The sequence below is a fragment of the Palleronia sp. genome, from assembly GCF_042089775.1.
GTDB lineage: Bacteria > Pseudomonadota > Alphaproteobacteria > Rhodobacterales > Rhodobacteraceae > Palleronia.
In genome coordinates this window covers 1-24,771 of the sequence record NZ_JBELKF010000041.1, presented here as the reverse complement: position 1 = coordinate 24,771, position 24,771 = coordinate 1, and the positions used below count along the sequence as shown (strand labels likewise).

23 protein-coding genes and 3 pseudogenes are annotated in these 24,771 nt (G+C 64.7%); 11 read left to right on the top strand and 15 right to left on the bottom strand.

The window, feature by feature from the left end; translation table 11 throughout:
* The 8 genes from flhB to fliL form a co-directional block, all read right to left on the bottom strand.
* Nucleotides 1-1,065 (bottom strand): flagellar type III secretion system protein FlhB, encoded by a 1,065-nt coding sequence (gene flhB / locus ACFDS3_RS11390; RefSeq protein ID WP_375262474.1) that lies wholly within the window; start codon nucleotides 1,063-1,065, stop codon nucleotides 1-3.
* Nucleotides 1,062-1,838 carry a flagellar biosynthetic protein FliR gene (locus ACFDS3_RS11385; protein ID WP_375262473.1) on the bottom strand — a complete coding sequence of 259 codons (777 nt, stop codon included), beginning with the start codon at nucleotides 1,836-1,838 and terminating at the stop codon, nucleotides 1,062-1,064. Before ACFDS3_RS11385 ends, flhB begins: the two co-directional genes overlap by 4 nt.
* On the bottom strand, nucleotides 1,835-3,913 hold the full coding sequence (gene flhA, locus ACFDS3_RS11380) for a flagellar biosynthesis protein FlhA (protein WP_375262472.1): 2,079 nt from the start codon (nucleotides 3,911-3,913) through the stop codon (nucleotides 1,835-1,837). The genes ACFDS3_RS11385 and flhA overlap by 4 nt, the downstream gene beginning before the upstream one ends.
* 337 nt (nucleotides 3,914-4,250) lie before the next feature.
* Entirely contained in the window at nucleotides 4,251-6,188 is a 1,938-nt protein-coding gene (locus ACFDS3_RS11375) for a hypothetical protein (protein WP_375262471.1), read from the bottom strand.
* Nucleotides 6,185-7,048 carry a flagellar motor stator protein MotA gene (gene motA / locus ACFDS3_RS11370; RefSeq protein WP_375262470.1) on the bottom strand — a complete coding sequence of 288 codons (864 nt, stop codon included), beginning with the start codon at nucleotides 7,046-7,048 and terminating at the stop codon, nucleotides 6,185-6,187. Before motA ends, ACFDS3_RS11375 begins: the two co-directional genes overlap by 4 nt.
* Nucleotides 7,049-7,054: 6 nt before the next feature.
* A complete protein-coding gene (locus ACFDS3_RS11365; RefSeq protein ID WP_375262469.1) occupies nucleotides 7,055-7,594 on the bottom strand; it encodes a MotE family protein in 540 nt (179 codons plus the stop codon).
* 44 nt (nucleotides 7,595-7,638) lie between these two features.
* Nucleotides 7,639-8,091 carry a hypothetical protein gene (locus ACFDS3_RS11360; RefSeq protein ID WP_375262468.1) on the bottom strand — a complete coding sequence of 151 codons (453 nt, stop codon included), beginning with the start codon at nucleotides 8,089-8,091 and terminating at the stop codon, nucleotides 7,639-7,641.
* A 14-nt stretch (nucleotides 8,092-8,105) separates the two neighbouring features.
* Entirely contained in the window at nucleotides 8,106-8,648 is a 543-nt protein-coding gene (fliL, locus tag ACFDS3_RS11355; RefSeq protein ID WP_375262467.1) for a flagellar basal body-associated protein FliL, read from the bottom strand.
* 127 nt (nucleotides 8,649-8,775) lie between these two features.
* Between fliL and fliF the strand changes: the two genes are divergently transcribed.
* Genes fliF through fliP form a run of 4 tightly spaced genes read left to right on the top strand, consistent with a single transcriptional unit; the run spans nucleotide 8,776 to nucleotide 12,008 of the window.
* Nucleotides 8,776-10,374 (top strand): flagellar basal-body MS-ring/collar protein FliF, encoded by a 1,599-nt coding sequence (gene fliF, locus ACFDS3_RS11350; RefSeq protein WP_375262466.1) that lies wholly within the window; start codon nucleotides 8,776-8,778, stop codon nucleotides 10,372-10,374.
* A 2-nt stretch (nucleotides 10,375-10,376) separates the two neighbouring features.
* Complete coding sequence (locus ACFDS3_RS11345) at nucleotides 10,377-10,973, top strand: hypothetical protein (protein ID WP_375262465.1); 597 nt, start codon at nucleotides 10,377-10,379, stop codon at nucleotides 10,971-10,973.
* Nucleotides 10,966-11,274, top strand: a complete 309-nt coding sequence (locus ACFDS3_RS11340) for a FliM/FliN family flagellar motor switch protein (protein ID WP_375262464.1) — start codon at nucleotides 10,966-10,968, stop codon at nucleotides 11,272-11,274. The genes ACFDS3_RS11345 and ACFDS3_RS11340 overlap by 8 nt, the downstream gene beginning before the upstream one ends.
* The gene (gene fliP, locus ACFDS3_RS11335; RefSeq protein ID WP_375262463.1) at nucleotides 11,274-12,008 is read left to right on the top strand and encodes a flagellar type III secretion system pore protein FliP; all 735 of its coding nucleotides are present in this window, start codon (nucleotides 11,274-11,276) and stop codon (nucleotides 12,006-12,008) included. Before ACFDS3_RS11340 ends, fliP begins: the two co-directional genes overlap by 1 nt.
* Here fliP and ACFDS3_RS11330 read toward each other — a convergent pair.
* The 4 genes and pseudogenes from ACFDS3_RS11330 to ACFDS3_RS11315 form a co-directional block, all read right to left on the bottom strand.
* Nucleotides 11,974-12,534 carry a c-type cytochrome gene (locus tag ACFDS3_RS11330; RefSeq protein ID WP_375262462.1) on the bottom strand — a complete coding sequence of 187 codons (561 nt, stop codon included), beginning with the start codon at nucleotides 12,532-12,534 and terminating at the stop codon, nucleotides 11,974-11,976. The two genes, fliP and ACFDS3_RS11330, sit on opposite strands and share 35 nt — an antisense overlap.
* A gap of 71 nt (nucleotides 12,535-12,605) precedes the next feature.
* A complete protein-coding gene (locus ACFDS3_RS11325) occupies nucleotides 12,606-13,103 on the bottom strand; it encodes a cupin domain-containing protein (RefSeq protein WP_375262461.1) in 498 nt (165 codons plus the stop codon).
* 661 nt (nucleotides 13,104-13,764) lie between these two features.
* Nucleotides 13,765-13,944, bottom strand: a pseudogene (locus ACFDS3_RS11320) (hypothetical protein); the annotation flags it as partial.
* A gap of 36 nt (nucleotides 13,945-13,980) precedes the next feature.
* A pseudogene (locus ACFDS3_RS11315) lies at nucleotides 13,981-14,200 on the bottom strand (IS3 family transposase); the annotation flags it as partial.
* Nucleotides 14,201-14,572: 372 nt separating this feature from the next.
* Between ACFDS3_RS11315 and ACFDS3_RS11310 the strand changes: the two are divergent.
* A complete protein-coding gene (locus tag ACFDS3_RS11310; protein ID WP_375262485.1) occupies nucleotides 14,573-15,310 on the top strand; it encodes a sulfite exporter TauE/SafE family protein in 738 nt (245 codons plus the stop codon).
* Here ACFDS3_RS11310 and choV read toward each other — a convergent pair.
* Both choV and choW read right to left on the bottom strand, forming a co-directional pair.
* Complete coding sequence (gene choV, locus ACFDS3_RS11305) at nucleotides 15,307-16,332, bottom strand: choline ABC transporter ATP-binding protein (protein WP_375262460.1); 1,026 nt, start codon at nucleotides 16,330-16,332, stop codon at nucleotides 15,307-15,309. The genes ACFDS3_RS11310 and choV overlap by 4 nt on opposite strands.
* On the bottom strand, nucleotides 16,329-17,165 hold the full coding sequence (choW, locus tag ACFDS3_RS11300) for a choline ABC transporter permease subunit (protein ID WP_375262459.1): 837 nt from the start codon (nucleotides 17,163-17,165) through the stop codon (nucleotides 16,329-16,331). The genes choV and choW overlap by 4 nt, the downstream gene beginning before the upstream one ends.
* 68 nt (nucleotides 17,166-17,233) lie before the next feature.
* On the opposite strand from choW, the gene ACFDS3_RS11295 reads away from it, so the two are divergent.
* Nucleotides 17,234-17,857, top strand: a complete 624-nt coding sequence (locus tag ACFDS3_RS11295) for a glutathione S-transferase family protein (RefSeq protein WP_375262458.1) — start codon at nucleotides 17,234-17,236, stop codon at nucleotides 17,855-17,857.
* Between the two features lie 2 nt (nucleotides 17,858-17,859).
* On the opposite strand, the gene choX is transcribed toward ACFDS3_RS11295, so the two are convergent.
* Entirely contained in the window at nucleotides 17,860-18,783 is a 924-nt protein-coding gene (choX, locus tag ACFDS3_RS11290) for a choline ABC transporter substrate-binding protein (protein WP_375262457.1), read from the bottom strand.
* 66 nt (nucleotides 18,784-18,849) lie between these two features.
* Between choX and betI the strand changes: the two genes are divergently transcribed.
* The 5 genes and pseudogenes from betI to ACFDS3_RS11265 form a co-directional block, all read left to right on the top strand.
* Nucleotides 18,850-19,470: a transcriptional regulator BetI gene (gene betI, locus ACFDS3_RS11285; protein WP_375262456.1), complete on the top strand. Its 621-nt coding sequence runs from the start codon at nucleotides 18,850-18,852 to the stop codon at nucleotides 19,468-19,470.
* Nucleotides 19,467-20,981, top strand: coding sequence for a choline-sulfatase (betC, locus tag ACFDS3_RS11280; RefSeq protein ID WP_375262455.1), 1,515 nt, complete (start codon nucleotides 19,467-19,469; stop codon nucleotides 20,979-20,981). Before betI ends, betC begins: the two co-directional genes overlap by 4 nt.
* A gap of 52 nt (nucleotides 20,982-21,033) precedes the next feature.
* Entirely contained in the window at nucleotides 21,034-22,488 is a 1,455-nt protein-coding gene (gene betB / locus ACFDS3_RS11275; protein ID WP_375262454.1) for a betaine-aldehyde dehydrogenase, read from the top strand.
* Nucleotides 22,488-24,146 carry a choline dehydrogenase gene (betA, locus tag ACFDS3_RS11270; protein ID WP_375262453.1) on the top strand — a complete coding sequence of 553 codons (1,659 nt, stop codon included), beginning with the start codon at nucleotides 22,488-22,490 and terminating at the stop codon, nucleotides 24,144-24,146. Before betB ends, betA begins: the two co-directional genes overlap by 1 nt.
* A gap of 154 nt (nucleotides 24,147-24,300) precedes the next feature.
* Nucleotides 24,301-24,678: pseudogene (locus tag ACFDS3_RS11265) on the top strand (HPP family protein); the annotation flags it as partial.
* Between the last annotated feature and the right edge of the window lie 93 nt (nucleotides 24,679-24,771).

Sequence of the window (24,771 nt, the reverse complement as noted above, 5' to 3'; positions counted from 1 at the left end):
TCATCGTGCGCGGGCTTTCTGGCGCATGCTCTCGGCAAAGCGGATTGCCACGGCCACGGCGGCATAGTGATCCGGCGCGATCTCTGCGCCGATCTCGGTCGTGGCATGCAGCGCCCGCGCCGTCGGCGGATCGGAGTGGATCGGCACGCCAGCCTCAGTGGCGATTTCACGAATGCGCAGGGCGACTTCGTCGACGCCCTTGGCCACGCAAATCGGCCCACCGGCGTCGGTGCGCGACCATTTCAGTGCCACCGCATAGTGGGTCGGGTTCACCACCACCACACTCGCCTCCGGCACGTCTCGCATCATCTGGTTCATGGCGATCTCCATGCCCCGCTGCCGGCGTTGTTGCTTCGTGTGCGGGTCGCCCTCGGCGTCCTTGTGTTCGTCTTTCATCTCCTTGAGCGACATGCGGTTTTTGCGCATATGCTCTGCCCGCTGCCACAGCAGGTCGACGATGCCGAGCGATGCGGATACGCCGAGTACGACCCACAGAAACCCTGCCGTGATCTCAAGCCCATGCGCCGCAGCTTGGGGCGGTTCGAGCCGGATGAGCGCGAGAATTTCCGGCAAGCTCTTTGCAATGTACAAAAACAGCCCGACCGAGTAGATCGCGAGCTTCACAAAGCTCTTGGCGAATTCGAACAATCCCGCGCGGCCGAATTTCTGCATGGCGTTCGACAGCGGCGAAATCCGGTTAAGCTTCGGCTGCAGTTTCGTGCCCGAGAACGTGAGGGCCTGCTGACCTAGGATGGACAGGAGCGCGAAGCCGAAGGGCAGCAAGATCCAGGGCATGAGCGCGACGCCGACTTCGCCGATCATGGCGGAACTGGCAACGGTTTGGCCTCGCTCGCCCCCGGCGAGGATGAACGCGCCGGACAATCCCCCTCCGATGGATTGCAGACTGGACCCGCCGAGGGCTGTCGCCGTCAAGACGATCCCTGCATAGCCCGCCGCCGTGATGAGGTCGTTGGACTTTGGGATTTCACCCTTCTTCCGGGCGTCGTCGAGCTTCTTTTGACTTGGCTCCTGGCTTTTTTCGCTGTCGTCATCGCCCTGGCTCATGGAAGATCTCCCACCGGATTGGCAAGAAACGTGTCCATCGCCCCGATCCAGACCTGGAGCATCAGGGGCAGGGAGATTGCGAGCAGTAGCAAGCCTCCCATCGTGATGGCCGGGGCGCCGACGAATGCGACCATGAGCTGGGGCATGGCGCGATTGATGACGCCGAGCGTCAGGTTGTAGAGGAGCGACGTGATTACGAAAGGCATTGCCAGTCCGAAGCCGAGGGCGAAGGCACGTGCCACGCGGGCGACGCCCCAGGTCAAAAGATCACTGGGCACCGGCAGCTTCCCCGGCGGCATCAATTCGTAGGAATAGATGAGGTACTGTGCGATCTTCACGTGAAGCCCGAGGATCACGGCAATCGCGAGGCCGGCGACCACCATGATGTGGCCGATCGCCGGCTGAGGATCGACACCTGCGCCGCCCATGATCTGGGAGATCGAGACCGACTGAGCCGCCATCGTGCCTGCGATCTGCAGAGTGATGATAAAGAGGCGCAGAACCGCACCGAGGGCGAGTCCGATGATTGTCTCGCTCAGCAACAGTCGACCGGCGACTTCCTGGGCGGACAGGGCGGGTAGTTCGCCGACGACCGAGGGAGCGACGACGGCGGTGAACCCGAACGCGACCATAAGCTTGATCCGCGCCGGGACCGTCTGTTCGCCGAAAGCAGGAAGAAGCGCCATGGCTGCTCCGACTCGAAGGAAGACCGCGAAGGCAGCCAAGGCCGTGGGCCCAGCGAGTTCTGTCAGAGCGGTCAGTGCTGCGATCATGCTGGCACGGTTCCGACGAGGCTCGGCCGCGCCTCTGTCCCGAGTTCTTCGAAACTGAGAACGGGATTTGCCAGCCCCTTTGCCGAAAGCACCATCCGCAAGAAGCGCCGGCGGCGCGCGGACGTCACGAGCGCCGGGAAGATGCCACGTTCGGCAGCCTCGGCCAAAGCATCGGCGGTTCCCTCGGCCAAACGGTTGAAGGCGTCCGGCGGCAGGGCGACATTGGCCTCACCAGGGTCCCCGGCCAGCTGGTGCTGCGCGAAGGTCTGCTCCCATTCCGGATCAAGTTGCACGAGCGGAACAGTCCCATCGGCCCGCGTCAGCTCGGCAATCAACTGGAAACTCAGCCGTTGGCGCACGATCTCGCAGATACCTTCGGGCGTGGCGGCCTGTTGGCGACCTTGCGCGATCGCCTCGAGTATGAGCGGCAGGTTCCGGATCGAAACGCGCTCTTCCAGAAGTAGCCGGAGGACTTGCAGCAACAGCTCGGTCGGCACCTTGTCCGGCACGAGTTCGTCGATCAGACGACGATTTGCGTCGGCGCGCGCTGGATCCGACAGGTTAGTGAACTCGTCCAGCAGGCGCCGCAGCGTCTTCAGGGTCATCAGCCTGTGAAAATTGCGCTTGATGACTTCAAGCAAATGGGTTGCGAGGACTTCGGCCGGGCTGACCGTGGTCAGGCCCGCTGTCGCGGCCTGATCCTGTTCGCCGGCCTCGATCCACCGGGCTGGCGCGCCATAAACCGGCTCGGCCACGTCAGTCCCAGGTGGCAGAGCGGTCGGTGAGCTGTCCGCGGTCAGCGCGAGAATGTGGCTTGGCATCAGCCGGTCCCGCACGCGCTCCACGCCGTGGATGCGGATCACGTAGGTTCCGCTTGGCAGGCCCGGGTCGTCGGTCAGTCGAATCTCCGGAAGCACCAGACCGAAGGCGCGAGCGACGTGCGTGCGCATGTTGCCAATCCGCGCATCGAGCCCCGTTGCCGGGTCGAGCACCAACGGCACCAGATCCGGAGCGAACTCAAGGTGGATGTCGTCTAGGTCCAGGGTGTCTCCCATGGATTTTTGCGGAGGGGGCGCTGCGGTTTGCTCAGCCGTCGCTTCAGACTTCTTCTGCTCGATCCGCTTGCTTGCGTACCAGGCCATCCAGCCGAGGCCCGCCGCCCCGGCCATGAAGGGCAGGAACGGCAGTCCGGGAACCAAGGCGAACAGGCCAAGCAGCACCGCAACGGTGCCCAGTGCCGCAGGATAGCGGCCGAGCTGATCGAACAAGGCGAGATCCGTCGATCCGGTATTGCCGCCGCGGGCGAGCAGAAGGGCCGAGGCGATCGAGATGATGACTGCCGGGATCTGAGTGACCAGCCCATCGCCAACGGTCAGGATCGCGTAGGTCTCGAAAGCGCGGCCAATCTCCATTCCGTGGACGATCGTTCCGGCGGCGAGACCAACGACGAGGTTGAGAAGCGTGATGAGCAGGCCTGCAACGGCGTCGCCCTTCACGAATTTAGAGGCGCCGTCGAGCGAACCGAAGAAGGTGGTTTCCTGCTGCTCACGCTCACGGCGGGCTTTTGCCTCGGCGTGATCGATCGCGCCAGCGCTCATATCGCTGTCGATGGCGAGCTGCTTGCCGGGCATGGCGTCTAGAGCGAAGCGCGCGCCGACCTCCGCCATCCGGCCTGCGCCCTTCGTGATCACAATGAAGTTCACGATCATGATCACGCCGAAGACGACGAGGCCAAGAAACACACTTCCTCCCATGACGAAATTGGCGAAGCCTTCGATCACGTCGCCTGCCGCGCCAGTGCCGGTATGTCCTTGCCCAATGATCAATTTCGTCGAACTGACGTTCAGCGACAGGCGCAGCATCAGCGATGCAAGAAGCACTGTAGGAAATGTCGAGAACTCGAGTGGCCGTTCGATGAAAAGCGTTGTCGCGAACATCAGGATCGCGATGGCGAACGACGCGGCGAGGCCAACGTCCAGCACCCAGGCGGGCATCGGCAAGACCATCATGACGATGACCGCCATAAGGGCGAACGCGAGCAGGATGGTGGGTTGGAACATGACGCGGGCGTTCATTGCACGAAACTCCATTGCGGCGTGGAGCCGTGCTTATGTGTCGTGCCATACGCCGAGCCTCGCGGAGTTGATGCGCCTGCCGCACTTCCTCGATCGCTATGCGGCCCCACAGTGCATAGCATCCTCCCCCGAGCTGCCGTGGTCATGCCGGGAGCGGCCATTCGGCCGGAAGGTCTTTGGCTTTCAGAATAGACGGAGAGCGTCGAGGCCGCGGCGCGGACAGCAGCCAATGCGATACCGCTCAGAAGCAACGCGAGACGGCCCATTCTAGGCGCCTCCTTTCCGGAGAGTTCGGTTCTGGATAGGCGCTAAGCCCTTACCAAATGGTTTCCGCGGATCAGTCGCCGAGGAACTTCTCCAACTCCGACCGCAGGGTCGCGCTTTGCTCTACCAGGGCGCCGCCCCGAGCTCGCACGCTCATTGGTGCAATGGGTGCCGGATCGTTCAGCGGCAAAGGTGCTTGTGCAGCACGCATGACGGCAATTTCCTCGCGCAAACTGTCGGCTTCTGGTCCTTTAAGACCAGCCAACTGAGCTTCAGCCTCGGTGTCATCCTGGGCTTGCAGGGCAAGCGATGCGCGAAGAAGGCGCTCTTCGGTCGAAGGAACATCGGCGCTCTCGGACAGGATGCGTCGAGCCAGTTGCGGAACATGGTTCTCGGCGATGCGTGTCGCGACGGCGATGCGTAGTTCAGGATCGGGCGCCGGCCTGTCGCCGAGGCTCACGATCTGGGTAAGAAACAGGGCGTCGTCTTCGATGGACTGCACAGTCTTAACGAGCTCATTGAGCAGCCGCTCGGCCATGTCCGGGTCGTTGCGGGTGAGGCTATCGATGTCCTCGGCCGCACGCAGGTATCGCCCGCTAGCGGTTTCGGCCCGAATGACAGCACGCTGAAGCCGGTCGCGGTTGCTCCCGCTCGTCTCGGGGAGAAGCGCGCGAGCTTGGTCAAGAAGGCGAGGGGGTACCGGCGTACCCTCGTCCACCATGCCATCTACCATGAGACGGATTGCAGCAGCGGCTTCGGGTGTGCGGCGCGAGACGATCTCTTCCAGCCCGTTTGTGGCGACAGGGCCGTCGCCCGCTGCCAAGGTAAGGGAGGTCAGATCAGGGGGCGAATCCGGCGTTGCGCCACCTGAACCTGCTGCAGCAACGATTCGGGCATCTTCTTCACGACCAAGCGCCATCAATCCGGCAACCGCGCGGCGTCTCAGGTTGGAACGTGCGCCGTCGGGCGAAGCGGCTATGGCGTCCAGTACAGAACTTAGACGCAACGGTAGCTCAGGCGGGTCAGATATCAGCGCGAAAAGCGTCAGCATGTCACCGCACTCTGCGACGGCAGAAATGTCCGGCGCAGGCCCTGCGGCGTCGACGAGGCGAGCAATGCGCGCCAGTAGCTGGTTGTCCCGGTCCTCACTGCCCGACAGATCCAGAAGCCGCTCTGCTTCCATCCCAAAGCCGAGCGCGATCAACCGCTTGGCTTCAGCCGCCGTCCAAGCCTCGTCGCCCGCCTCCGGCGAGAGTGTCTGGCGTACCTCGACCCAAGATTCGAGAGTGTCTTTCGAAAAGGCGGGACAAGTAGCGCGCGACACGACCGTCTCGTATCCTCGCGTATCGCGATCGGTCCGACTTTCGACCTGCATCTGGCTGGGGCGTGGTGCCTCGGCGGCACCATCGGCTTCGGAGGCAATGGTGGAGGTTTCATGCTCCGTAGCTTCGTGTCCCGGATCTATACCAAGGTCTGCATTGAGCCTTGCCCGCAGGGCGGCAGCGCGTTCCGTCCGCAGAGCCACTGGTGTAGAGGCGGACTGTGACATTGAGGTCGACGTGATGCTGCGAGTCAGCAGACCAGGTAGCAGCGAGCTATCTGACACCCCATCATTTCGTGGTTCTAGTCTCGAATTGGGGCGCCGTGCGTCGGTCATAGGAACGACGGCCTGGGGCAGTACGTCCAGCACCAAGCTGTTGCGGAACATAAAAGTCTCGGGCGAACAGGCGCACGCTAATTCGACAAGCAGTTCCCGTGGCCCGGCTTGCCGAAACGCCTTGATCCGCTGAGGGCCGATGCGTCGGTAGGCGTCGCTAAGGTCATATGTCGCCATCCCATCCGTCAGAATGCGGACGCTGCGTCCGTCCTGCTCCACCCGCCAATCCATTCCCCTGCGGAAGTCGATGGCGATGCGCGTAAAGCCGTCATGCTCGGCCGTGCGGACGGGAATTGACTGAGCCATCGCTGCGCCAGTCGAGATGGTGAGGAAGACGAGCGCCAACCGTATCATGACGTTTTTGTCCCTTTCAGTGCCTCCTCAAGAACGTCGAATCCAGGGCGCTGGTGGTGCGGTACGTTCTGGCGGCCGACCTCAATACAGATTGCGGCACTGTGCTGATGCAGGTTCGCCACGAGCACCTCGCGGATCAATTGGTAAAACTGCGCTTCCTCTTCCGCTATGGCCTTCAACTTGGCAGCGATGGGACCCACGAAGCCGTAGGCGAGGAAAACGCCGAGAAAGGTGCCGACGAGTGCGCCTCCAATCATTTTTCCAAGAACCTCGGGCGGTTGGTCGATCGCCGCCATTGTCTTGATGATACCCAGCACAGCGGCCACGATACCCAAGGCCGGAAGGCCGTCAGCCATGGTTTGAAGCGCATGGCTCGAGTGCAGAGCACGGTGCAAATGTGCCTCCATCCGTTTGTCGAGGACTTCTTCGACTTGGTGGGGGTCATCGTAATTCATGCTGGCCGAGCGCATGGTGTCGCAAATCAGTTCGACCGCTTCGTGATCGGCTTGGATCTTTGGATATTTGCCAAAGATCGTGCTTTCGGTCGGGTTCTCGATGTGCATTTCGACGGCAAGGGGATCGCCCTTGGCCAAGCGGACCAGTTCGAACAACAGGCAAAGCAGATCTCGGTAGTCTTCGGCTTTCCACTTCGCGCCTTTGAAGGTTTTCCCCAAATCCTTGAGCGTGTGCTTCACGACGCTTCCGTCGTTGGACAGCATGAACGCGCCGATAGCCGCGCCCATGATCATGGCCAGTTCGAAGGGCATGGCTTCCAGGATGATGCCAAGCTTGCCGCCAGCCGCCATGTAGCCGCCGAACACCATTACGAAGACGATGACAATGCCGATGATCGCGATCATGTCAGGTCACTCCTTGGGAAGATCGGCGTGGCGGCCGGCCAGCATTACGGTGATCGCGTAGGCTGCATCCGGAGGCATGCCGGCCAAGATTGCAGCCGAGGCAGGCGGAGCCATCATCCCCAGGAATCCGGCCGCGAAAGCAGGTGGCATCTGTTCGAAGAGCGCGGCGGCCTCGGCCGGCTTCATCGCGGAGTAGACCTGTGCGAGGCGTGACAGGTCGTCCTCCGCGGCTGTGTCGGCCAATTTCAGAAGCTCCCGCAGCTCGGCCTCGGCCTTCTCGACCTCATCCAGTTGCGCTCGCAGAGCCTCGCGCCCTTCGGCGACGCGATCAGCTTCGCTATCGAGCTCGGTCGCCCGTTCGTCGAGCTCCGCCTGACGCGCATTGAGCTCAGCGAGAAGTCCCGCGATCTCGTCCTCCGGCGGCGCGGAATCCGAAGAAGCATGCGCGCTTCGCGACGCAAGGAGTTCGGTGACGACGGTCGCTACCGGGCCGTCGCCAAGGCGGAACACTCCCGAGGCCACTAACAGTCCAGCTAGGACCGGCAAGACGCCGATTCCCATCTTTCTGGTTGGTCGGATTATCCGCCGCCTCATCGTGATGCCACCCGCTGCGAAAAGAAGGATTTCGTCGCGGCGCTGGCACCGCTGCGCGTCGCGGCGAGAGGCACCGTCACGGTCGGCGCGGCAGGGGGAACCACAGGCGCCACAGGCGCCGGACGTGACGTATCGCGCCGGGCAAATACGGGTTCAGGTGGCGTATCATCAACATCGTGGAGGGCTGCCACCGAAAGCTCAAGGCGCCGCGCAACCTGGTCCGCCCGCTCCGTCAATTCGCGCAGCGTATCGCCTGATCCGTCGGCGGCCGTCTTCGCCGCCTCCAAGGCGCGCTTGAGGTCGTCGACCTGGGCCGAAAGCACTGCGACCGCGCCGCCGACGCCCCGTTCGAGGTCCGTGAACCGCGTCAGACGCCGAGAGAGAATGAAGCAGTAGAAAGCGACGCCTGCGGCGCCTCCGATAAGGAGAATATCAGCGATCAGGTCCATTCTGGGCCCCCCTTTCAGCTTAAGACGAATTCCATGACGAGGACGTCGCGCACCCGGTTCGCTCCCACCACGAGCGCGACGCGCCGCAGGAGTTGAGCACGCAGTTCTATGAGCGCCCCCGCATCGTTCAGTGAGTCGGGATCGAGCGCGCGCAGGTAGGCGTTCATCACGTCCATCACGCGAGGCATGAGATGCTCCACGGCGGATGATTGCTCCTTGGCGACCTCGAGTTCAGCGCGGAAGCGAAGATGGCGCGAGGCGTTCGGCCCGGTCAGCGAAACGACGATCGGCGTGACGGGGAGGAATGCGACGTCGGTGATGTCGCCGCCCTGTTCCAGCATTATTTCGGCTTGGGCTGGATCGCCGTCGCTGTCATGGCTCTCTTCTCCAGCCTGAGCGTGGTCCTCTGCGGCATCTCCGCTCCCGAGAATCATGCCGGAGAATGTGGCGTAGAAGCCGCCGGCGCCCAGAACGAGAGCTAGTACCAAGCCGATAGCCAGGCCTTTCTTGCCCTTCCTCTTTGGCGCGTTCGCTTCGCTGTCCATGTCTTCGGCCATGTCGCCCATCCCGATTTCTCGTCGTGGGATTGGCATAAACTGTCGAAGACTAACCGATTGTTAAGGTCGGTCTGGAAATGTGAACGCAAGACACGGGGATCACCCCGGAAACGACAGGAGGTCGGTCTTGCAGAACATTGGATCGGCCTGGCAGGGCCTCACGATGCAACGACGAATCATCGTTGTTGCGGCGACCGTCGCGATGTTCGCGCTCGTTCTCGGGGTGGCGCGGATGGCGTCGTCGCCCAGCCTTGCGCTGCTCTATTCGGGACTCGAACCGCAGGCGGCCGGCGAGGTTGTGCAGGCGCTCGAGCAGACGGGAGTTGAATATGACGTGAGGGGCGGGGCCATCTTCGTGGAGGAGGGGCGGCGCGACGAACTTCGTATGACTCTCGCGAGCGAGGGTCTGCCTGCCAATGCGGCGCAGGGCTACGAACTCTTGGACCAGTTGTCCGGCTTCGGTACCACGAGCCAGATGTTCGACGCTGCCTTTTGGCGCGCGAAGGAGGGTGAGCTCGCGCGGACGATCGTGGCGTCGCCCGCGATTCAGGCGGCGCGTGTGCACATCGCCAACGCGGGCTCACGACCATTTCAACGCGACCTGCGCACGACGGCCTCGATAACGGTGACGCCCGCGGGCGGCGGCCTCGCCGCAAGCCATGCGCGGGCTCTGCGTTACCTCGTGGCCGCCGCGGTTTCGGGACTGTCGCCCGAAGACGTCTCGGTGATCGACGCGATGGGCGGTGTGATTTTGGCCGGTGAGGACCAGCCGCAGGGTGCCGTGGACTCCGATCGCGCCGCGCAACTCAAGCGGAACGTCGAGCGGCTGCTCGAGGCGCGTGTCGGGTATGGTAACGCTGTGGTCGAGGTGAACGTCGAGACCGTGACCGAATCCGAGCAGATCCTCGAACGTCGAATCGATCCTGAAAGCCGCGTCGCCATCAGCTCTGACGTCACGCAGTCGAACTCGTCCAGCACCGATCCCGCCGAGGGTGATGTCACGGTTGCTTCGAACCTGCCGGACGGCGACGCCGAAGGCGGGCAAGGCGGCGGGTCCAGTACGTCGACCGAAAGCCGCGAGACCACCAATTTCGAAGTCAGCCAGATCGAGCGTCAGGTGACCCGCGCACCAGGTGCCATCGCGCGCATCACGACGGCCGTTCTGGTCGATGGTCTGCAAACGACGGCCGAGGATGGGACCGTCAGCTGGGCCCCTCGGCCCGAGGCCGAGATGGAGGCCATCCGAGAGCTGGTTCAGGCCGTCGTGGGCTTCGACACCGAACGGGGCGACTCGCTGTCGGTGCGCTCGATGCAATTCGAACCGCTGCCTGCCGATGGGACGGCGCCCCTTGCTGCGGCCTGGATGGGGCCGATCGACGTGATGCGCCTGGCCCAGATCGCGATTCTGGGGCTTGTCGCGCTCGCCCTCGGTCTTTTCGTGGTCCGCCCGATCCTGGCCAAGCCCGGCACTACGCCGCAACTCGCCCCGCCGGTCGGGACCGGCTCGGACGACGAGGCCGAGGAACCGCTGACCGGAGAGATCTTCTTCGGCAACGGCTTCGGCGACGACGCGGAGTCGGGGTTCGGCGGGGGCTTTGGCGGAGGCGCGGGCGAGAACGAAGAGCGCTCGCCAGTAGATCGCCTGCGCGAGCTGATCGAAGAGCGCCAGGAGGAATCACTCGAAATCCTCAAGTCCTGGATGGAAGACGAGGGTGAAAAGGTATGACGATGCGCCCCCTTATCCTCGAAGATTTCGCCAGCGTCCCGGTCGTCGAAGCCCCGGTCGAGGTCTATGACGGCGAACGGCTCGAGGCGGAACGCCTTGAGGCCTTCGACAAGGGCTACGCCTCCGGTTGGGAGGATGCGACCGCCGCCGCCGAAAGCGCTGCGGAAGATCGCGCCCAGGCGCTCGACAGCCGGCTGGAAGAGCTTGCCTTCACCTTCCACGAGGCCCGCGCTCACGTCATGCGCGGGCTCCACCCACTGTTGGACGCCATCGTGCGCTCCGCCGTGCCGCGCATCCTGCACGACACGCTGGCCGTCCGGCTCACCGAACTGTTCACCGACCTGGCCGAGGACGCGGCGGACGCGGAGATACACATCCTCACCGCGCTGAACGAAGCTGAAGGTGTGGCCGAGATGCTCGAGGATCGTGTGCGCTTCCCCGTCACCATTCGGGAGGACGCCACCCTTGCCCCCGGAACCTTCCACGTCCGGCTCGGTGAGTGCGCGCGCGAACTGGATCTCGGCGCCATAGAGACAGCGCTGGCCGCCGCTCTCGAGGCGCTCGACACCATCAACGAGGAGACACTGTCCCATGGATGAAGAATTCGCCGAAATCGAAGAGGCGGTTGATACGCCGCGCGCGGCCTCGAAAAACCCGCTGCACCATGTGCCGGTGGAGATCACGGTGTCGGTCGGAAAGGCCCGCCCGAAGCTGTCCGAGCTGCTCAAGATGGAGCAGGGCGCCGTTCTCGGCCTCGACACGAAGGTCGAGGACCCGGTTTGCCTCTATATCGGCGACCGCTTGATCGCCCGCGGCGAGCTGGAAGAACTCGACGGGGATGAGGGTGGCATGCTCGCCGTCCGTCTGACCGAGATCGCCGACATGGAGAGCGGCCTCTGATGCGCGCCGCGCCCCTCTTTCTGATCGCCACACTCCTGTTGGTGGCGCTGCCGGTCGAGGCACAACAGATCTCGATCGACTTCGGCGCCGAGGGAGAGGGGACGCTGGCTGGCCGCTCAATCCAGCTTTTGCTGCTGATCACGGTGCTCAGCCTCGTGCCGGGAATCCTGGTGATGATCACCTGCTTCCCGTTCCTCGTCACGACGCTCTCGATCCTGCGTCAGGGCATCGGCCTGCAGCAGTCTCCGCCCAACATGCTGATCGTGACGCTGGCGCTCTTCCTGACCTACTTCGTGATGGAGCCGACCTTCACCGAGGCCTGGACCAACGGGGTTTCACCCTTGGTGGACGGCGCAATCGGGGCTGAAGAGGGCGTGATGCGGGCGCTGGCCCCGTTCCGGGACTTCATGGCCGCACGTGTCGATCCCGACACGTATGCAGCGCTCGCCGATCTTCGGCCGGATACCGCCGGAACCACATTGGCGCCCGAGGCGCCGCTGTCGATGCTCGTGCCTTCGTTCCTGCTGTCCGAGATCGGCCGCGCCTTCGAGGTCGGCTTCCTGATCTTCCTGCCGTTCCTCATCATCGATCTGGTCGTGGCCGCGATCCTCATGTCGATGGGCATGATGATGGTCCCGCCCGCCATCGTGTCGCTGCCATTCAAGCTCGCCTTTTTCGCGGTCGCCGATGGCTGGACGCTCATCTCAGGCGCGCTCGTCCGCGGTTATGTCTGAGCGCAAGCGAACGGCCGCCCCCTCGGGGACGGCCCATCCGGAGCAGTCGGCTCAGTCGGACGCACCGCCCAGCGACGTGATGTAGGCCCAGACATTTTGCCGCGTCCTCGTCCGAGCGCAGCTTGAACAGCATTTTGCCCCGCGCGCTCGCGTCGTCGAGAAACTTGCGCAGAAAGCCCGTGGGGTCCTGCACGTAAGTCACGAAATCTTCTTCACTCCATTCGAGCCCGGCCTCGCCAGCTTCGACCATCGCGGTCGAGTAGCGGTAGTCGTCGACCGTGCCCCCCTGCCGACCCTCGAGGTCATAGAGGTTCGCCCCCGTCCGATCGGTGCGTCCGGCCAGCGTCTCTTCCGCGTCATTGCGAATGACGTGGCAGGCCTGGCACTGGTTGAGCACCTTTTCGCCCGCTGCAGGATCGCCGCTCGCCTCGGTGTCTTGCGCGAACGCCGGCGCTGCGGCCAAAGCGAGCGCTTCGAACGACAGAGCCTTCGTCTTCGTGAATTTCCTCTCATCATGATCCTGCATCGAACCGCTGACAGAGACCCCTCCGGATAGGAAGTCCCCTCGTCCGGTCAATCGTGACGCCGGGTAGATTTCTACCGCCAGTGCTGAAGCAGTGCGCCACCTTTGCCCTCGATTGGGTCAGTTTCCGGCAGAGCGACCTCAGCGATGCGAGCGCGACTGTCTCCGATCCCGTCTTCGGCGCGGCGAGTTTCGAAATCCTCCTGGCCCGCCGGGTAGGCCCCGCAGATGCGAAAATCGTCGCTCGAAGAGTTCAGCTTGTGCCCCGTGCCCGCCGGCAGGATCAGACAATCGCCGGCCTGAACCGTGACACGTTCGCCCTCGGGGCCGCCCAGCGTCAGGTCGGCTTCGCCGGTTGCGACCGCAAGTGCCTCGTGAGCATCCGGATGGTAGTGGTGGTAGTCATACACCGTCCACGTCCATGTGCCGCCCCATCCATTCGCCTCCATCCGGTCGCGGATCGGGCCGGCATCCATCCCGGCGACGGCGCCGCGCAGGATCACCACAGGCAGGTTCGGGTTGTTGGGCACGTCTTCGCCCGGCGGCAAAATCATCGTTTTCACATCAGTCATGCGACCTGAACGCGCCTACCGTCCTGCGGGTCCACCCATGCAGCGCCGCGACGCCGCGCCGATCCACACACAGTGGCGATCCGACTCCGATCTGCGGACTCTGCGGCCGCCCGACGTGTCATCAAGCCTTCACCATCTGTTGCCAAGGCTCCGGGGCGGGAAGGGCGGTCCGACCGTGCTGCTGCACCAGATATGCAGCCTTCGGTAGCGAACGCGCCAAGCATGTGTGCCGCTGATCGCCGGCAATAGGGTAGACCGGGCTACGCTTGGGCTGAGTGTCAGAAGACCCTATCCGCAACGCCTTCTCTATTTTCGGACAGAGCGCAGCATCGACGACATCGAAGGAGGAGCTTCGTTGCGCCTGCGCGGCCACGAACCTGTGCATGTTCCGAAGAAGACAGACCGGCGCTTCACCAGGCCAAACTGCGGCATATCGCGGTCGCTGCGCCAAGGGCGGAAGACCGGCCGAGACATCGGGGCTTACGTCGCTGAGGTAGACGGAATGCTCTACCGGGGACGCACACAAGCGCGACTACTGGCCACTCCACAAACTGCATCAAACGGAGGCTGTCACGCGCGAGAACGCCCGGATGTGGCGATTGAATCAACGCAGATATGGTAGCTGGAAATCCGTTTGCCATTTCAGCAGCGTGGTCAAGCTTTACCGCATCGATCGAAGGGCTTTTGCGTTGCTTGTTGAGTTTACAAGTCCAGAGCCTAGCTCACGAGGCGAGCGCGTCTTCAGCCCCAAGCGTGGGTAGTTGTCGTTGTAGACCTGAAACCATCCGGCGATCAATTCAAGGACTATGGCGGCATTCGGGAGCGGCGTCACATGGGCGTAGCGCGCTTCAACGTCTTCACCAAAGCTTCCGCATGTCTCCCTCGCGATGTAAGCCAATGTCGCTCAGCATTTCGACCGGGTCACGTGCACTGTCGGTTTGAACCTCTGCTCGCCCGCCTCCAGCATCACGTTGCGGATGTCCGAGCCGCTGATGCCGGCATTCACCACGGCTCGCCCTCATGATGATTCCCCGATCGTGTGCGTCGATGATGGATGCGCCTCGAACGATCTCGCCGTTCCAGCGAATGGATTCGAACCATCGGGCCTTGAGCCGGTAAGGCGCCACTGGTTCGAGCCCCGCCTGCGAACAAAGGCGGCCATCCTTCTCAAGTGTGGGCTAAAGCGGCAGGGCGTGACTTGCGCGCAGTTGGCCGTGCGAATCGGAGACACCGAGCCAATGTCATTGCGTCGCGCCATACCCGCACCCCTGCGGGCCGTGGAGTCGCGTCGTTGACGCCCTGCGCACGCTCATCCGCGGCTGGCCGAGTACCAAAGCAGCCGCCCGTATCACGGCTTAAGGTGCTCAAGAGCCCGCGAAAGAAGCGGCGCAAACGCCCGCTCTGGACGCGAGGCGGGCCGCGCCGCATAGTCCTCCAATCCCGCCCCCGAGCATGACGGAGCGCAACGACTGACCCCGGATGCAATCATCTTCCCCCTTCTCGCCGCGGCCTTCGTGGTGGGAATGTCCAAGGGCGGTCTGGCCTCGGCGGCGGCGCTTGCGGTGCCGTCGCTGGCGCTCGTGATGAACCCGGTGCAGGCGGCGGCGATCCTTTTGCCGGTCTTCATCGGGACCGACTGGATCGCGGTGATGCTCTACCGCGGGACATACTCGCGCCGGAACCTGGCGATCCTGATCCCGGCCATCCTGATCGGCATCCTCATCGCGACCGTCATCACCCCTTGGACGCCCGAGCCTGCCTTGCTGATCCTGACGGGCCTCATCGGCCTGTGGTATGTCGTCCGCAGCTGGTTCGGCCCCGTCGCCGAGGCGCCGGGCGAGGCGAGGGTTCTGCCCGGCCTCGCCTGGGGCATCCTGACGGGCATCACGTCCTTTATCACCCATTCCGGCTCGCCCCCGGCGCAGGCCTACCTGATGCCGCAGCGGCTGCCGAAGCTGGAGTTCGCGGGCACGATGGCCATCGCCTTTGCGGCGGGAAACCTGGCCAAGCTGCCCGGCTACTGGGCCATCGGCGCGCTCGAGGGGCTCGATCTGGGTCTGACGCTCGGACTTCTGATCGCTGGCGGGATCGGCACCATGGCGGGGCGGTGGCTGACGGCACGGTTGCCCGACGCTGTCTACCTGCGCGGGATCGAAGGGCTGCTGTTGGCCCTGTCGATCCTGCTCATCGGCCGGGCGCTGTTCTAGGCGCTCGACCGGTCGAGGCTGCGCAGCACGGCGTCGCGGGTCAGCTGCCCAACCACCGCACCGTTCTCTTCGACGCCGACCGGACCGGGCGTTCCGATCACGATCTCCAGGCTGTCGCGGACCAGCGCATCGGCTGCCACCCGGATCTCGGGCACGCCCGTCGCCGGCTCCATCACGTCGCGTGCGCGCAGGACCCCCAGCGGGTTCATGTGCCGCACGAAGTCGGCCACGTAGTCGTTCCGCGGGTCGTTGAAGATATCCTGCGGCGTCCCGGTCTGGACGATCCGCCCGCCCTCCATGATCGAGATGTGGTTGCCCAGCTTGAACGCCTCGTCGAGGTCGTGGCTGACGAACAGGATCGTCCGCTTCAGCCGCTGCTGCAGTTCCAGCAACTCGTCCTGAAGCTTGGTCCGGATCAGGGGGTCGAGCGCCGAGAACGGCTCGTCCATCAAGAGGATCGGCGCATCGGTTGCGAAGGCGCGGGCCAGGCCCACGCGCTGCTGCATGCCGCCCGACAGCTCTCCGACCTTCCGGTCGGCCCAGTCCGACAGGCCGACAAGCTCGAGCTGCTTGTCCACCTGCTCGCGCACCTTGGCCTTCTTGGTGCCGCCGAGTTCAAGCCCCAGCCCGACATTCTCGCGCACGGTCCGCCAGGGCAGCAGGCCGAACTGCTGGAACACCATCGCGACGTGCTGCATCCGCACCCGCCGCAGCGTCGCCGCGTCGGCATGGGTCACGTCGATCATCTGCGTGCCGTCATTGACGTGAACGGCGCCGCGGATCACCGGGTTCAATCCATTGACCGCGCGCAGAAGCGTCGACTTGCCCGACCCCGACAGGCCCATCAGGACGAGGATCTCGCCGTGCTGCACCTCGAGCGAGCAATCGTGGACGCCCAGCACCTGGCCGGTCTCCTGCTGGATTTCGCCCCGCTCCACGCCCTGGTCCATCAAGGGCAGAGCCTGCTGCGGCTTGTCCCCGAAGACGATGGAGACGTTGTCGATCTTGACCGCCGTGCTCATTTGCGCGCTCCCACGTTCAGGATACGGTCGAGCATGATGGCGACGACCACGATGACGAACCCGCTTTCGAAGCCAAGGGCCGCGTTCACCTGGTTCAGCGCCCGCACGACCGGCACGCCCAGCCCGTCGGCACCGACCAGCGCCGCGATCACCACCATCGACAGCGACAGCATGATGGTCTGGTTCAGGCCCGCCATGATCTGCGGCAGGGCCGAGGGCATCTCGACCTTCCACAGAAGCTGGCGGTTTGTTGCGCCGAAGGCGCGCGCGGCTTCGCTCAGCGCCGGCGGTGTCGACGAGATGCCGAGGTAGGTCAGGCGGATCGGCGCGGGCAGAACGAAGATGACCGTCGCCATCAGGCCCGGCACCATGCCGATGCCGAAGAACACGATGGCGGGAATCAGGTAGACGAAGGTGGGCAATGTCTGCATCAGGTCCAGCACCGGCCGGATCGCCGCGTAGAGCTTCGGGCGGTGCGCCGCAGCGATGCCGATGGGAACGCCGATCCCCATGCACACGATGCAGGCCGACAGCACCAGCGTCAGGCTTTCCATCGTTTCTTCCCAATAGTCCTGGTTCAGCACGAAGAGGAAGCCCAGCGCCACGAACAGGCTGACCTTCCACGACCGCTGCAGCACCCAGGTGACTGCGACGAAGAAGAGGATGACCAGCCACTCGGGCGGCCCCTGCAGCACCCACAGGATCGCTTCGATGAGGTTTTCGCCTACGTTCGATATTCCGTCGAGGAAGAACTCGAGGTTGTCAGCGATCCAGTCGAAGACGGTCTCGGCCGCCTCTCCGACGGGGATCTTGTTTTCGGTAAGCCAGTTCAACGGCGTTGCTCCTTGCTTCGAATCCCGGTTTGCCGGACGCTTGCTCCGCAATCGCCGCGGAGGGCAGCATGTCCGACCTGATGTTCTTCACCAACCCCATGTCGCGCGGTCGCATCGTCCGCATGATGCTCGAAGAAGTGGGGGCGGACTATTCCACCACGCTCCTCGACTACGGCAACATGCGAACACCCGGCTACCTCGCGATCAACCCGATGGCGAAGGTGCCCGCGATCGTCCATCGCGGTACGGTCGTCACCGAGGCCGCGGCGATCTGCGCCTACCTTGCCGATGCCTTCCCCGACGCGGGCCTCGCGCCGCCGCCGTCCGATCGTGGCGCCTACTACCGCTGGATCTTCTTCGGGGCCGGCCCGGTCGAAGCCGCGGTGACGAACGCCTCGCTCAAGGTCGATACCTCCGACCCGCAGATCCGCGGGAGGGTAGGGTATGGCGATCTTGCTTCGGTGCTCGACACGCTCGACGGGCTTCTGGCGGACGGTCGCACATGGCTCCTGGGAGAGGTCTTTTCGGCTGTCGATGTCTATCTCGGCAGTCAGGTTGTCTGGGGTCTAATGTTCGGTACGATAGAGAAGCGGCCGGCGTTCGAGGACTATGCCAGCCGCCTTCAGAACCGCCCCGCGGTGCAGCGTGCCACCGCGATGGACGACGCGCTGATGCCCCCGCAGGGCGGCTGACCTTACAGGTCGAGATGCTCCTGCACCGCCGGCAGGCCTTCTTCGCCCTCGACGGTGGTCACACCTTCAAGCCAGGGCTCGATGGTCTCGGGGTGCTCCTGCAGCCAGGCGCGCGCGGCGTCGGCCGGGTCTTCGCCATCTTCCAGGATCGCGCCCATGATCTCGTTTTCCATGTCGAGCGTGAAGTCCATCTGCTGAAGCAGCTTCCCGGCGTTCGGGCACTCTTCGACGAAGCCTTGGCGGGTCACGGTGTGGACCACGCCCTGGCCGCCGAAGAAGTCCTCGCCGCCCGACAGGTACTCGAGGTCGAAGTTTGCGTTCATCGGATGCGGTTCCCAGCCGAGGAACACGATGTCTTCCTCGTCATCCACGGCGCGGCGCACCTGCGCCAGCATCCCCTGCTCCGAGCTTTCGCGGACGCGGAAATCGCCGAGGCCGAACTCGTTCTCTTCCGTCAGGCCGACGAGGTAGGCATTGCCCTCGTTGCCGGGTTCGATCCCGTAGATCGTCCCGTCAAGCTCTTCCTGGAACTCGGCGAGGTCTTCGTAGCTCTGCAGACCTTTCTCGTAGGTGTAGGTCGGCACGGCGAGGTTGTACTTCGTGCCCTGCAGGTTCTCGTTCACCTGCTCGATCTCGCCCGATTCGAGGTAGGGCGTGATCGCCTGAGTCTGCGATGGCATCCAGTTGCCGAGGAATGCGTCGACGTCATCGCCTTCCAGCGAGGCAAACGTCACCGGCACCGACAGCACCTTGACGTCGACGTCATAGCCGAGCCCGGTAAACACCTGGTTTGCAATGGCGGTGGTGGCTGTGATGTCGGTCCAGCCTACGTCCGAAAGCGTGATGCTGTCGCACTGGGTCGCCTGCGCGTGGGCAGCGCCGGCCACCATGAGCGCAAGCGCGGAGGCGGTGGTGATCAGTTTCATTGTTGGTTCTCCCTGTAGAGGTTCGGCTATTGATTGACGGGTCAATTAAATGCTAGTTGCCTCTGCATGGCAACAGTTGTTCCGAAAAAGATGGCCGCCGCAGGGAAGCCGCCGCGAGAGCGTGCGGAAGTCCGGCGCCGTGCCGAATTGATCGCCGCAACCGTGGCCGAGATTGGCGAGACGGGGTCCCTGGACGCGACGGTGGGTCGAATCGCCAAGCGTGCGGGGATGAGTCCGGCGCTCGCCTTCCACTATTTCGGCGACAAGGAGACGCTGTTCCTTGCCGCCATGCGTCACGTCCTGGCCGTGTTCGGCCGCGAGGTGCGCGAGGCGCTCGCGGGGGCCAGCACGCCCGAAGCGCGTGCGCAGGCGATCATCCGCGTCAGCTTTTCGCAGCAGAACTTTCGTCACGAGGCGATTGCGGCATGGCTCAACTTCTACGTCATGGCGCAAAGATCCCGCGGCGCCCGGCGCCTGCTGTCGGTCTATCGCCGGCGGCTCGCGTCGAATCTCAGTCACGCGCTGCGGCCGCTTCTCGGGGCCTCGGCGCCCGCCGCCGCCGAGCGTATCGGCGGCCTGATCGACGGCCTGTACCTGCGCGCCGCGCTCGATGACGAGACGACGGCCTCGAACGCGATCTCGCAGGTCCTGACCACTCTCCACCGCGAACTGAAGGAGGCTTCGTGACCGACGCCCGCCCGAACATCCTCGTCATCATGGTCGACCAGCTGACCGGCACCCTGTTCCCTGACGGGCCGGCGGATTTCCTTCACGCGCCGAACCTCAAGCGGCTGGCCGAGCGGTCGGCCCGTTTCCGGAACGCCTACTGCGCCAGCCCGCTCTGCGGTCCTTCACGCGCCAGTTTCATGACAGGCCAGCTCCCATCCTCGACCGGCGTCTATGACAACGCGGCTGAGCTCCCCGCCTCGATGCCGACCTATGCGCATCACCTGCGCCGCGCCGGCTACCAGACCAGCCTGTCGGGCAAGATGCATTTCGTCGGCCCCGACCAGCTTCATGGCTTCGAGGAGCGCCTGACCACCGACATCTATCCAGCGGATTTCGGCTGGACCCCGGACTACCGTAAGCCGGGCGAGCGGATCGAATGGTGGTATCACAACATGGGCTCGGTCACCGGCTCGGGCGTGGCCGAGATCACCAACCAGATGGAGTATGACGACGAGGTCCAGTACAACGCCGTCCGCAAGATCTACGACCTGTCGCGGGGCCGTGATGAACGCCCGTGGATGCTGACCGTCAGCTTTACGCACCCCCACGACCCCTACGTGGCCCGCAAGAAGTTCTGGGACCTCTATGAGGATTGCGAGCACCTCCAGCCCGAGGTGCCGTCGATCCCCTATGACGAGCAGGACCCCCACTCGCAGCGCATCTGCGACGCCAACGACTGGCGCAACTTCGAGATCTCGGAAGAGAACATCGCCCGGTCCCGCCGCGCCTATTTCGCCAACATCTCCTACCTCGACGAAAAGGTGGGCGAGCTTCTGGACGTGCTGGAGCGCACCCGGCAGGAGGCGGCGATCGTCTTCACCAGCGACCACGGCGACATGCTGGGTGAGCGGGGCCTGTGGTTCAAGATGAGCTTCCGCGAAGGCTCAGCCCGCGTGCCGATCATGGTCTCCGGCCCGGGGGTCGAGCCGGGCCTGATCACCGATCCGGTCTCGACCATCGACATCTGCCCGACCCTTTGCGACATCGCCGGCGTTACGATGGGCGAGGTGCAGCCCTGGACCGCCGGAGAAAGCCTCCTCCCGGTCGCGGCGGGGCAGGGGCGCCAGCAGCCCGTGCGCATGGAGTACTGCGCCGAGGCGTCCTATGCGCCGCTCGTCGCGCTGCGCGAGGGCAAGTGGAAATACATCCGTTGCGCGCTCGACCCCGACCAGCTCTTCGATCTCGAGGCCGACCCGCACGAGATGACGAACCTCGCGGCCGATCCGGCCTATGACGAAGTTCTCACGAAGTTCCGACAGGACTCCGACGCCCGCTGGGATCTCGCGCGGTTCGACGACGAGATCCGCAAGAGCCAGGCCGCCCGCTGGGTCGTCTACGAAGGGCTGCTTCAGGGCCAGCAGACCGCGTGGGATCACCAGCCCGTCCTGAACGCAGCGCAGCGATACATGCGTAATCACATGGACCTGAACGTGGTCGAAGAGAGCCAGCGCTTCCCGCGCGGCGAGTGAAAATCCAGGCTGGTTTCCCGGCGGAAATCGGCCCCCGACCGAGGTGTAAAGAATGACCGACGTGAAACCGACCGCCAGCCACTATGTCGATGGCAAGTATCTCGAAGACGCCGACGGCACCCCCTTCGACGTGATCTATCCCGCGACGGGCGAGACGCTGGCCACCGTCCACGCTGCCACGAAGGCGGTGACCGATGCCGCGCTCGACGCAGCGACCCGGGCTCAGGCCGAATGGGCCGCCCTGTCGCCCCGTTCGCGTGGCCGCGTCCTGACCGACGCCGCCCGCATCATGCGCGAGCGCAACCGCGAGCTTTCGATCATCGAGACGCACGACACGGGCAAGCCCCTGCAGGAGACGCTGGTCGCCGACGCGACCTCGGGCGCCGACGCGCTGGAATATTTCGGCGGCATCGCCAACGGCCTCACGGGCGAGCATATCCCCCTGGGCGACGACTGGGCCTACACGATCCGCGAGCCCTTGGGCGTCTGCGTCGGCATCGGCGCATGGAATTACCCGACCCAGATCGCCTGTTGGAAAGCCGCGCCCGCGCTCGCCTGCGGCAACGCGATGGTCTTCAAGCCGTCCGAGACCACACCCCTCTCGGCCCTGAAAGTCGCCGAGATCCTCACCGAGGCCGGCGCCCCTCCGGGCCTGTTCAACGTCGTGCAGGGCATGGGCGAGGTCGGCGGGCGCCTCGTCACCGATCCGCGCGTGGCCAAGGTGTCGCTGACCGGCTCGGTCGGCACGGGCAAGCGAGTCTATTCCGCCGCTGCCGCCGAGATGAAGCACGTCACGATGGAGCTTGGCGGCAAATCCCCCATGCTGGTCTTCGACGACGCCGATATCGAGAATGCGGTGTCGGGCGCGATCCTCGGCAACTTCTATTCCTCGGGGCAGGTCTGCTCGAACGGCACCCGCGTCTTCGTCCACCGCAGCGTGAAGGAGCGGTTCCTCGACCGCCTCGCCACCCGCCTTGCCACCGCCAAGCTCGGCGATCCGCTGGACGAGGAGACCAACTTCGGCCCCATCGTCAGCCAGCAGCAGCTCGACATCATCCTGGGCTACGTCGCGCGAGGCAAGGAAGACGGCGCGCGCCTCGTCACCGGGGGCGAACGGCTGGACCGCCCCGGCTTCTGGATGGCCCCCGCCATCTTCGCCGACGTGACCGACGACATGACCATCGCCCGGGAAGAGATCTTCGGCCCCGTCATGTCCGTCCTCGACTTGGACGACGAGGACGAGGCCATCGCCCGCGCCAACAACACCCCCTACGGCCTGTCCGCCGGCGTCTACACCCAGAACCTTGCCCGCGCGCACCGGGTCATCCGCAAGCTCCACGCCGGGTCGTGCTTCATCAACTCCTACAACGACGCCCCGGTCGAGGTGCCGTTCGGTGCGGTCAAGCAATCCGGGGTGGGGCGCGAGAACGCCAAGGCCGCGATAGAGCACTACAGCCAGCTCAAGTCCGTCTACGTGCGCATGGGCGACACCGAGGCGCCCTTCTGATGCGGGCCGACTACGTCATCGTCGGCGCGGGCAGCGCCGGCTGCACCATGACCTATCGCCTGTCCGAGGCGGGCAAATCGGTCATCGTGCTCGAACATGGGGGGAGCGATTTCGGCCCCTTCATCCAGATGCCGGGCGCACTCAGCTACCCGATGAACATGGCCCGCTACGACTGGGGCTACGCCTCCCAGCCCGAGCCGCACCTGGGCGGCCGCCGCCTTGCGGCGCCGCGGGGCAAGGTGATCGGCGGGTCGTCCTCGATCAACGGGATGGTCTATGTGCGCGGCCACGCGCGCGACTTCGACACCTGGCGCGACATGGGCGCCGACGGGTGGGGCTATGCCGACGTGCTGCCCTATTACGAGCGGCTCGAGAACTGGCACGAACGCGGCCACGGCGGCGATCCCGACTGGCGCGGCAAGAACGGCCCGCTGCACGTCACGCGCGGCCGGATGGACAACCCGCTGACCCGCACCTTCATCGAGGCCGGTCGCCAGGCCGGCTATCAGGTGACCGCCGACTACAACGGCGAAAAGCAGGAGGGCTTCGGCCCCTTCGACATGACCGTCTATCGCGGGCGCCGCTGGTCTGCGGCCAATGCCTACCTGCGGCCTGCGCTCAAGCGGTCCAACTGCACAATGGTCAACGCCTTCGCCCGCAAGGTCGTGATCGAAAACGGCCGCGCCACCGGCGTCGAGGTCGAGCGCGGCGGCAAGGTCGAGGTGATCGGCGCCAATGCCGAGGTCATTCTTGCCGCGTCGGCCTTCAACTCGCCCAAGCTCCTGATGCTGTCGGGAATCGGCCCGGCCGAGCACCTGCGCAAGCACGGGATCGAAGTCGTCGCCGACCGGCAAGGCGTGGGCCAGAACCTGCAGGACCACCTGGAGCTCTACCTGCAGGCCAGTTCCAAGCAGCCGGTCAGCCTGTTCCGCTACTGGAACCTGCTGGGCAAGGCCTATGTCGGCGCACGCTGGCTCTTCACCAAGACCGGTCCGGGTGCCTCGAACCAGTTCGAAAGTGCGGCCTTCATCCGCTCGGCCGCGGGCGTGGACTACCCCGACATCCAGATCCACTTCCTGCCGATCGCCGTGCGCTATGACGGTAAGGCCGCGGCCGAAGGGCACGGCTTTCAGGCCCATGTCGGGCCCATGCGGTCGAAGTCGCGCGGCGCCGTGACGTTGGCATCGGCGAACCCCAAGGATGCGCCGAACATCCTGTTCAACTACATGAGCCACGAAGACGACTGGCGCGACTTCCGCACCTGCATTCGCCTCGTGCGCGAGGTGTTCGGGCAGGAGGCGTTCGCGCCCTATTTCGGCCACGAGATCCAGCCAGGTGCCGGTGCGCAATCCGACGAGGCGCTCGACGCCTTCATCAAGGATCACGTCGAATCCGCGTACCATCCCTGCGGCACGGCCAGGATGGGGCGCGCCGACGATCCCCTGGCCGTGGTCGATCCCGAGGCGCGCGTGATCGGGGTCGATGGTCTGCGCCTCGCCGACAGCTCGATCTTTCCGCGGATCACGAACGGCAACCTCAATGCGCCTTCGATCATGGTGGGCGAGAAGGCGGCGGATCATGTCTTGGGCAAGACGCCCCTGCCGCCCTCGAACCGCAAGCCGTGGATGCATCCCGATTGGGAAACCCGGCAGCGCTGAAGAACCACGGCGATGCAGGCGGCGGGCGGGCAGCGGACATTGCTGTCCCCCGCCTCTCCTGAAACAACGACGGCGCTCGGAAGGTGAGGGGGGGCGTGTACCACATCTCGGTTCATTCGGCCCCGCGGTCGCACGGAGCACGCGGGTCGAGGCCCTGCGTGCGGGACTTGGCACGTTCGTCGGCCTCGCGCTCGCCGGGTCGTTCATCCTGGCTCCGGCCGTCGACCTGACGCTCGGCCTCTACCTGGTGGCGCCGTTCGGGGCGAGTTCCGTCCCGCTGTTCGCCGTGCCGAACAGCCCCCTCGCGCAGCCGTGGTCCGCCATCGTCGGCAACATCGTGGCCGCGTTGGTGGGCGTCGCCGTCCGCCTCGTGGTGCCGGATCCGGCCCTGCGCATCGCACTGGCCATGGGCCTCGCGATCACCGTCACGATCCTGTGCCGCGCCCTGCATCCGCCGGCCGGCGCCGTCGCGATGACCGCCGCCATGAGCCCCGACGCCGTGCGCGAGCTGGGCTTTCTTTTGGGGCCTATATACTTAACTAGCCGATCCAACTAGCCCTGTTGACAAAAGGGATTCACGTAGGGCACCGCCCATGATTCAAGCCGGTATCTGCGATGGAGACCA

What these genes read in the sequence shown, in the direction of transcription:
- flhB (WP_375262474.1), bottom strand. Translation starts at nt 1,065, where the DNA reads ATGAGCCAGGGCGATGACGACAGCGAAAAAAGCCAGGAGCCAAGTCAA.
- ACFDS3_RS11385 (WP_375262473.1), bottom strand. Translation starts at nt 1,838, where the DNA reads ATGATCGCAGCACTGACCGCTCTGACAGAACTCGCTGGGCCCACGGCC.
- flhA (WP_375262472.1), bottom strand. Translation starts at nt 3,913, where the DNA reads ATGAACGCCCGCGTCATGTTCCAACCCACCATCCTGCTCGCGTTCGCC.
- ACFDS3_RS11375 (WP_375262471.1), bottom strand. Translation starts at nt 6,188, where the DNA reads ATGATACGGTTGGCGCTCGTCTTCCTCACCATCTCGACTGGCGCAGCG.
- motA (WP_375262470.1), bottom strand. Translation starts at nt 7,048, where the DNA reads ATGATCGCGATCATCGGCATTGTCATCGTCTTCGTAATGGTGTTCGGC.
- ACFDS3_RS11360 (WP_375262468.1), bottom strand. Translation starts at nt 8,091, where the DNA reads ATGGACCTGATCGCTGATATTCTCCTTATCGGAGGCGCCGCAGGCGTC.
- fliL (WP_375262467.1), bottom strand. Translation starts at nt 8,648, where the DNA reads ATGGCCGAAGACATGGACAGCGAAGCGAACGCGCCAAAGAGGAAGGGC.
- ACFDS3_RS11345 (WP_375262465.1), top strand. Translation starts at nt 10,377, where the DNA reads ATGCGCCCCCTTATCCTCGAAGATTTCGCCAGCGTCCCGGTCGTCGAA.
- ACFDS3_RS11340 (WP_375262464.1), top strand. Translation starts at nt 10,966, where the DNA reads ATGGATGAAGAATTCGCCGAAATCGAAGAGGCGGTTGATACGCCGCGC.
- fliP (WP_375262463.1), top strand. Translation starts at nt 11,274, where the DNA reads ATGCGCGCCGCGCCCCTCTTTCTGATCGCCACACTCCTGTTGGTGGCG.
- ACFDS3_RS11330 (WP_375262462.1), bottom strand. Translation starts at nt 12,534, where the DNA reads ATGCAGGATCATGATGAGAGGAAATTCACGAAGACGAAGGCTCTGTCG.
- ACFDS3_RS11325 (WP_375262461.1), bottom strand. Translation starts at nt 13,103, where the DNA reads ATGACTGATGTGAAAACGATGATTTTGCCGCCGGGCGAAGACGTGCCC.
- choV (WP_375262460.1), bottom strand. Translation starts at nt 16,332, where the DNA reads ATGAGCACGGCGGTCAAGATCGACAACGTCTCCATCGTCTTCGGGGAC.
- ACFDS3_RS11295 (WP_375262458.1), top strand. Translation starts at nt 17,234, where the DNA reads ATGTCCGACCTGATGTTCTTCACCAACCCCATGTCGCGCGGTCGCATC.
- choX (WP_375262457.1), bottom strand. Translation starts at nt 18,783, where the DNA reads ATGAAACTGATCACCACCGCCTCCGCGCTTGCGCTCATGGTGGCCGGC.
- betI (WP_375262456.1), top strand. Translation starts at nt 18,850, where the DNA reads ATGGCAACAGTTGTTCCGAAAAAGATGGCCGCCGCAGGGAAGCCGCCG.
- betB (WP_375262454.1), top strand. Translation starts at nt 21,034, where the DNA reads ATGACCGACGTGAAACCGACCGCCAGCCACTATGTCGATGGCAAGTAT.
- betA (WP_375262453.1), top strand. Translation starts at nt 22,488, where the DNA reads ATGCGGGCCGACTACGTCATCGTCGGCGCGGGCAGCGCCGGCTGCACC.